Annotated in this window: 2 protein-coding genes; both read right to left on the bottom strand. The window is 36.2% G+C overall.

The features are described 5' to 3' along the window. Positions 1 to 173: 173 nt before the first annotated feature. Complete coding sequence (locus BIZ36_RS20605) at positions 174 to 842, bottom strand: hypothetical protein (protein ID WP_187459741.1); 669 nt, start codon at positions 840 to 842, stop codon at positions 174 to 176. A gap of 414 nt (positions 843 to 1,256) precedes the next feature. After that, positions 1,257 to 1,697 carry a cbb3-type cytochrome c oxidase subunit I gene (locus BIZ36_RS20600; RefSeq protein WP_187459740.1) on the bottom strand — a complete coding sequence of 147 codons (441 nt, stop codon included), beginning with the start codon at positions 1,695 to 1,697 and terminating at the stop codon, positions 1,257 to 1,259. Positions 1,698 to 1,806: the final 109 nt, after the last annotated feature.

Below are 1,806 nucleotides of genomic sequence, written 5' to 3'. Positions count from 1 at the left end.
AACTTGCTTTGTTATTTTTTATAAAAAACAGGTGCCAAGAACTTGAAAGAACACTTGTAGGGTTGCCCAAAAATCTAGATTGCCCGGTCGTCCTAAAAATAAAAAGCCCCTAAAAAGGGCTTAAAAGAGGTCTCTTTTTTGCTGTTCAAGGGCTTGCGCAACGGTTACCGTTGTTATCTCTTGTTTTTATCAAGTTCGTAGACATATATAAAAAGATTGTCCGTTTGAGATTCGCTGTCAATAGGTAATTTAGACCATATTAATCTTGTGCTATCAGGACTTTTAAGCAAATCAATTTTCCGATATTCAGTCAGTACTCCAATTATTGTATCATTATCATTTTTGAATTCAAAATCCACATAATTTTGGTTTTTTGATTTAAAGGTGATTATATCTTCTTTTCCATTTAGCTTGTTCACAAAATCCACTGTCATTTCTTTTTCGGTGATTGGGTCTTCTATTGTGTAATCCAATTCCAGATGTAAAGTTATTCTTCCCTTGATTACACTGTCCTTTGCCATTTTAGCTTCAAAATCGTAAAAATTACTTTTTGTAAAGTCCAAAACGCCATTGCTATAAATTCTTTGGCTCCAATTAAGTGTGTCTCCAAGCTCCGATATATAGAGTTCTAATTCGTGTGTTATATTTCCACCTTCATCGACATATCTCACCCACTTTTTGTCATATTTAGTCAATTCCGTTTTCTCCGAGCTCTGTGTGGAATCTTTTGCATTTAATTCATTTTTCGTCGTTTTCCCATTTTGAGTTCGAGAATTGGTATTGCAGTTGGAAACAATACCTAAAATGCTAATGGTAAAAACTATATAGAATGCCTTTTTCAAAATAAGAGATAACGCAGGGCTATGTGTAGTCGTGCGTTTGGATTTTTGTTTGTCGTACCGAAAGGTACGTAAAAAAGAAAAATACAAGGGAGCACACCAGATTGCATATAGCGGTTGATATGCACAGTTATCCTCGATGGCGCCTAAAGGTGATAGAATCGAAGGTCCCTCATCCTACGTCCATTGCAATCTGACATAGCCCTGCGATGATGCACAAATCCCAAAGTGCGGGAATTGGAGCGTAGCGACAATGTAGCGATTTGGGTTCACCTTTAGGTGAATTGTGCATCATCGTTCTCGGCTATGATTTCGTTGCGGAAAACGTCCAACGGACTTTTCCGCTATAGCCCGTAATTTAGCTGTTTGCGTGGAATTTCCCAATGGAAATTCCGCCGCAATGAATTTTAGCCATTGTTAGCCACTGGTTTTATTTTTGTTTTTTATCAGTCCGTATATAATATTAATCGGAAAAATCAATTGTCCGATAATCATAAGTAAAATAATCAGAGTGATTATTAAGGTCAGATTATTGTTGAATTCATATTCCATAATTTCAGTCCGATAAAATTTGTTCAAAATCCAAACAATTAATGTTCCGCCAAAAGTAAGTCCAATGTGAGTCCAAATCAGCCATTTAGATAGTTTTCTGTTAGCTTTTTGCATAATCCAATATCCAATTCCGATTATTCCAAAAACTATTGAAATCAGTACTGCAAAATGCAAATAGGCAATCACTAAATATGTGTCGTGAACATTGATATCCAATACAGCGTCTCCACTCAAAATTCCAATCAACATTATTATTGGAATTGCGAGTAAGAAAATGAGATGTGGTTTTTCAAATAGTCTGTTCATTCAACTTGTGGCTAACGCAGGGCTATGTGTAGTCGTGCGTTTGGGTTTTTGTTTGTCGTACCGAAAGGTACGTAAAAAAGAAAAATACAAGGGAGCACACCAGATTGCA

Origin of the sequence: Cytophaga sp. FL35 (assembly GCF_014349235.1) — a bacterium.
GTDB lineage: Bacteria > Bacteroidota > Bacteroidia > Flavobacteriales > Flavobacteriaceae > Euzebyella.
The sequence above is the reverse complement of the archived record's forward strand: the minus strand, read 5'-3'. Positions and strand labels throughout refer to the sequence as shown.